The organism is Amycolatopsis vastitatis, from assembly GCF_002234595.1.
Taxonomy (GTDB): domain Bacteria; phylum Actinomycetota; class Actinomycetes; order Mycobacteriales; family Pseudonocardiaceae; genus Amycolatopsis; species Amycolatopsis vastitatis.
The window spans coordinates 1-5,093 of the sequence record NZ_NMUL01000059.1; the positions used below are offsets into that span (position 1 = coordinate 1).

Genomic DNA, 5,093 nt, shown 5'->3' on the forward strand with positions numbered 1-5,093 from the left:
ACCCGAACCAACTACGCTCAGGCCCACGCTGCCTGAAAACCCCGTGTCCGCCTCAACGGGGCAACTCCACATCTGTGGTGCAGATTTGTTGACAGACAACAGGTTCAACCTTCCTCGGGTTCACTAGTGGGTGCCCTGTCGAGCCGGGCGGCGGTGGCCGCGTAGGCCGACAGGTCGATCACGACGTGGGCCCCGTCGCGGGCAGGCCGCGCAGTCGTGCCGCTTCGGCCAACGCCGCCGCCGAAGGCGGACGGCGGGTCTTGTGGGTGCAGGGCCGGTCCGTGGTGAACGCGCCCAGCACCGCCTTCCAGCGCGGCGACGTGCCCGTCGTCGCGGATCACCCGCCCGGCGCCATCGAGGGCGCGGTGGTGGACCGCGACTGTCGCGCCGCCGGCGGTGACGATGCGCAGCGTGTCCGCGCCGAGCCGATGCCGGACCGCGACAGCGGCGCCGCCCAGACCTGGTGGGATCGAATAGTGGTTGCCGCGAAAAGAAACCAGCGCTTGCGGTGTCACGGTCCGGGTCACGTCGAACTCGGCGGGAACGCCACCAGTGGCGGTGGCCGCAGCGCCTCGTCGGCCGCCAGCGCGGCGACGGTGGTGGGTTCACCGTCGCGGACCCGGCGGCGGCCGTCGAGCTTGACCGCGAGCCGGTCCAGCCCCGCTTGCGCCTCGGCGATGGTGGCGTCGTCGGCGACCGTGCGCCACCACCGCTGCGCGGCCGAGTGATTCGCTTTCTCCACAACACCTTTGCGGTTCCCCCGACGCGGTGGGCAGACCACCGAACGGACTCCGTAGTGCTTGGCCGCCTGGGCGAACGCGGCGGTCAGCCGGCCGGTGGACGGGTAGCAGACGGTCGCCATCCGGTCGAAGCGCCAGTCGTGGGTGGTGCCGCCGAGTTTGCGCACGACGATGTCGAGCGCCTCGATGAGGTGCGGGAAGTCTTCGGCGTCGGCCAGGACGCCACGCCACCGGCCCGAATACGCCAGCGCGCCGACCAGCAGGTGCGCATGCTGCCCGACGGCCCAGGCCGCTGGCGGGTTCGGCAGTTCCACCCAGTCGAACTGGGTCTCCTCGCCCGGCGGATGGGCGATGATCGCGACGTCGCGGCCGCGGGAGACGGACTGCCGGAGGGCAACTGCTGCTACTCTGACCCGGCCGCGACGCGCGAGTCTATCGGGTAATTGAGTGTCCGAGACTCGAACACATGTTCGTAGCGTCCATGCACAGGATGCGCGTGTTCATGCGACAGACCATAGCTGCACGGCGTCGCCCGACGCCAGTTGATTTCGTCTATCTTTGCTGGTCAGGCACCTTCTGCCTTCTGCGGCGGCACCGCCGACGAGTCGCCACGACACAGCCAGCCCAGGCCATCACCGACCCCACAGCACCCAACGAGGGCGACGGCGCAATCCCGCCTACGCCCCGGCACCGTTGGAACCCGACCGAACTGGCGACAGCAGCTTCGCCATGTGAGCGGGTCCAAGTGGACGAACAAACGAGCCCCGCTACGTCCGTCTCGAGACGCGGCGTTCGAGGTCGCCCTCCAGCCACGATGGCCTCTTGTGGTCAAGACCGTTGCCAACGGTCCGGCGGCCCAACCCGACCACGCAGCCGCCTCGATGGGTCCAGGCGACCTCGGCCTATTGATGGCGGCTATCCATCGTCAGGTCTACAGAGGCCGTTCCGGCGCCAGCTCGAGGGCATGGAGTCGCTCTCTGAGGTCCTCGCGCGCGCCCTCTTCGGGGCTGCAGTCGTCGTAGATACGCAGGGCTTCGCGCCAGCATTCGAGGGCCCGTGCGGTGTCGCCGGTGTCCCGCAGCACGCCGCCGAGTGTGTCCAGGGCGCTGGCGACGGACGTGGGAAAGAACCGGCGTGAAACGACGCGGAGGGCTTGCTCGCACAGCTCGATCGCCCTCTGATGGTCCCCGGTGGTGTGGTGGATCAGCGCCAGGAGGCACAAGCAGCCGACTTCCCCCTCACGATCATCGGCTTCCCGGCTGAGAGCGAGGCCCCGGCGGGCGTGGCGAAGGGCCTCCGGGTACTCGCCCAGCCGGCGGCACACGGCGGCCAAGACCATCTCGATCTGGGCTTCTATGCGTCCGTGCTGCGCGCCGGGAGCCAGGGGCAACGCCGCCAGCAGATAGGTTCGCGCCTGCGCGCACTGTCGCTGCACCAGCCACCCGTGACCCAGCTCCAGGAGCGCCGACGCTTGCCGCCCTGGATCCTCGAGGTCGCGGGCCATCTCGACCGCGGTCTCGAGCACGCCGGTGGCATCCTCCCACCTGTCGAGCAGTTTGTACGTCTCGCCCAAATTGATCAGGACTTCGATTTCGGCGAGGCGGTCGCCGCTGCGGCGGGCTGCCTTCAGAGCCCGCGAGTACAGGTCGAACAGGTCGTCCCAGCGGCCCCGACGATGCAAGATCATCGCGGTGGTCGTGACAAGAAGGAGGGTGAGGGGCTTCTCGTCGTGCTGATCGGCCGCTCGGGTGGCGGCGACCAGGTTGTCCACCTCGAGGTCGGTCCACGCCCAGGTCTCCTCCCGGCCGGAGAGCCGGATCTCCGGGCAAGCGTGGGTGGTCAAGCGCAGCGCGGGATCCCAGTCACGATGCGCCGGGAAGAGGATCCGCAGTGCCGTCTTGGCATGGTGGGCGTACCACGTCAGCAGCGCAGTTCGCGCGCCCTCCCGCTCGGCCGGAGCATCGTCGCGCTCGGCGCGATCAGCAGCATAGGCGCGCAGCAAGTCGTGAAACCGGTAGCGGCGGCGGCCGGCCGCCGGTTCGATCATGTGCGCGGCCGCCAGGACTGCGAGCACCCGCCTCGCCTCGGGCAGGTCGAGCTCGGCCACGGCAGCGGCGGCTTCCACACTGAACTCCTCGCCCGGATGTAGTCCGAGGCGACGGAACACCCGCGCCGGTTCGGCGGACAGACGTCGATAGGACCAGTCGAAGACTGCTCGCACCGCCGCCCGTTCGTCCGCGTCCCAGCTCAAGGCATCCAGACGAAGCCGCTCGTCGGCGAGTTCGCCGACCACATCGCCTACCGTGACACGCGGGTTCGTGGCCTGGCTGGCGGCGATCCGCAACGCCAGCGGCAACCGGGCGCAGTACCGCACCAGTTCCCGGATCGCATCCGGTTCGGCAGCGGCACGGACCGGGCCGAGGATGCTGGCTACCAGCTCCACGGCTTCGGCCTCCGACAGCAGATCCAGGGTTAGCCGGGTCGCCGCCTCGGTCACCACCAGCCCGGTCAGGCTCTCCCGGCTGGTCACCACGACCACACACCCCGGCGTGCCCGGCAGCAACGGGCGTACTTGATCGGCGTGGTTGGCGTTGTCCAGCACGATCAGCATTCGCCGCCCGGCCAGCAGCGACCGAAACAGCCCCGACTGGGCCTCGACTCCCACCGGAATCTGCTCGGCCCGCAGACCCAGCGCCCGCAGGAATCCCTCCAGCACCTCGCCGGGCGTAGCCGGGTCACCGGCCCCGTAGCCACGCAGGTTCACATGCAACGTGCCGTCGGGAAACCGGCACTGGACCCGATGCGCCCACCACAGCGCCAACGTGGTCTTGCCGATCCCCGCCGTGCCGTCCACCGCCGAAATCACCACCGCGCCCGTACCGCTGCCTTCTCCCTCCGCAGGCAGCAGCGCGTCCAACGCCGCGATGTGCTCGGCACGGCCGGTGAAATCCTTGATCGCCAGCGGCAACTGCCGCAGCACCGCAGACCCAGGTCCACTTGCTTGCAAGTCCGATGCCCCGGTCAGCGACACGTGGTCGATCGGGCTGGCCCTCACCACCGGGCTCGACACTCCACAACCAGCATCATCTCGAGCACCTACCCTCTCTACCACGGAAGCCAGTGTGTCGCGCCCCAGGCGCCCACCACCGCGAGAGCGTCCAGGTCCACCCGCACGGAGCACACGTGGCAATGCCATTTTCAATGCTTCGACCAAGCCGAGCACGTCCGCGACCGAGTAACGCGAAATGGAGCCGCGACGTGCGGCGAAGATCCAGATCGCGAAGTGCTCGAAAGTCTCAGCCGGTCCCCAGATTTTGATCTTGCACAGCATCGCTGCTAGGCACCCATCCATGGCTGCCGCTGCAGCTGGTGCAGCAGCTGCCAACCGACCACGACCGCTTTGTCATGCGGCCACGGCTGGAGATCGCCGTCACCAAGGCGGCGTCGGTCAAGGACTTTAAACGGATCCAGTACCGACCCGGACTGCTCGACGCCTTCTTCGCTCACACCGGCCTGGATCCACCGTAATCCCAGCCATTCAACCTCTGTAGCGCTCAACTTCACCTCCGGGCTGCTTGCCGAGTAGATTCCAGAGGTTAACCAGGGCTTTGGTGTTGCCGGCGGCGATGGCGGCACGGTAAACCTGTTCGGCATCGGCTTCACGCCCGGGCTGCCCGCTCAGCAAGATTCCCAGATTGTTCAGGGCTTTGGTGTTGCCGGCGACGATGGCGGCACGGAAGGCCTGCTCGGCATCGGCCTCACGCCAGGGCTGCCCGCTCAGCAAGATTCCCAGATTGTTCAGGGCTTTGGTGTTGCCGGCGACGATGGCGGCACGGAAGGCCTGCTCGGCATCGGCCTCACGCCCGGGCTGCCCGCTCAGCAAGATTCCCAGATTGAACAGAGCTTTAGTGTTGCCGGCGGTCACCGCGTCGCGGAACGCCCGCTCGGCATCGGCCTCACGCCTCGGCTGCCCGCTCAGCAGAACTCCTAGATTGAACAGAGCTTCGGTATTGCCGGCGCTCCCCGCGTCGCGGTAGGCCTGTTCGGCATCGGCTTCACGTCCGGGCTGCGTGCTGAACAAAATTCCTAGGTCGAACAGGGCTTTGGTGTTGCCGGCGGCGATGGCGGCGCGGTAGGCCCATTCGGCGTCAGCTTCACGTCCGGCTTGCTCGCTCAGCAGGTTTCCCAGGTCAACAAGGGCATCGATGTTGCCGGCGGCGATGGCGGCGCGGTAGGCCCATTCGGCGTCAGCTTCACGTCCGGCTTGCTCGCTCAGCAGGTTTCCCAGGTTGACAAGGGCATTGGTGTTGCCGGCGATGATCGCGTGGCGGTAGGACCGTTCGGCTTCGGCTG

General features: G+C 68.0%; 5 protein-coding genes. 1 reads left to right on the forward strand and 4 read right to left on the reverse strand.

The window, feature by feature from the left end; translation table 11 throughout:
- Positions 1-104: 104 nt before the first annotated feature.
- The 3 genes from CF165_RS52210 to CF165_RS42140 form a co-directional block, all read right to left on the reverse strand.
- A complete protein-coding gene (locus CF165_RS52210; protein WP_205661137.1) occupies positions 105-527 on the reverse strand; it encodes a Mu transposase domain-containing protein in 423 nt (140 codons plus the stop codon).
- Entirely contained in the window at positions 524-1,054 is a 531-nt protein-coding gene (locus CF165_RS52215; RefSeq protein ID WP_205661138.1) for a DDE-type integrase/transposase/recombinase, read from the reverse strand. The genes CF165_RS52210 and CF165_RS52215 overlap by 4 nt, the downstream gene beginning before the upstream one ends.
- Before the next feature lie 617 nt (positions 1,055-1,671).
- Entirely contained in the window at positions 1,672-3,720 is a 2,049-nt protein-coding gene (locus CF165_RS42140; RefSeq protein ID WP_093953197.1) for an ATP-binding protein, read from the reverse strand.
- A 389-nt stretch (positions 3,721-4,109) separates the two neighbouring features.
- On the opposite strand from CF165_RS42140, the gene CF165_RS51455 reads away from it, so the two are divergent.
- Positions 4,110-4,268, forward strand: a complete 159-nt coding sequence (locus CF165_RS51455; protein WP_158226912.1) for a hypothetical protein — start codon at positions 4,110-4,112, stop codon at positions 4,266-4,268.
- A 10-nt stretch (positions 4,269-4,278) separates the two neighbouring features.
- On the opposite strand, the gene CF165_RS51460 is transcribed toward CF165_RS51455, so the two are convergent.
- The coding region (locus CF165_RS51460) for a tetratricopeptide repeat protein (RefSeq protein ID WP_167441736.1) at positions 4,279-5,093 on the reverse strand (815 nt) is incomplete at its 5' end.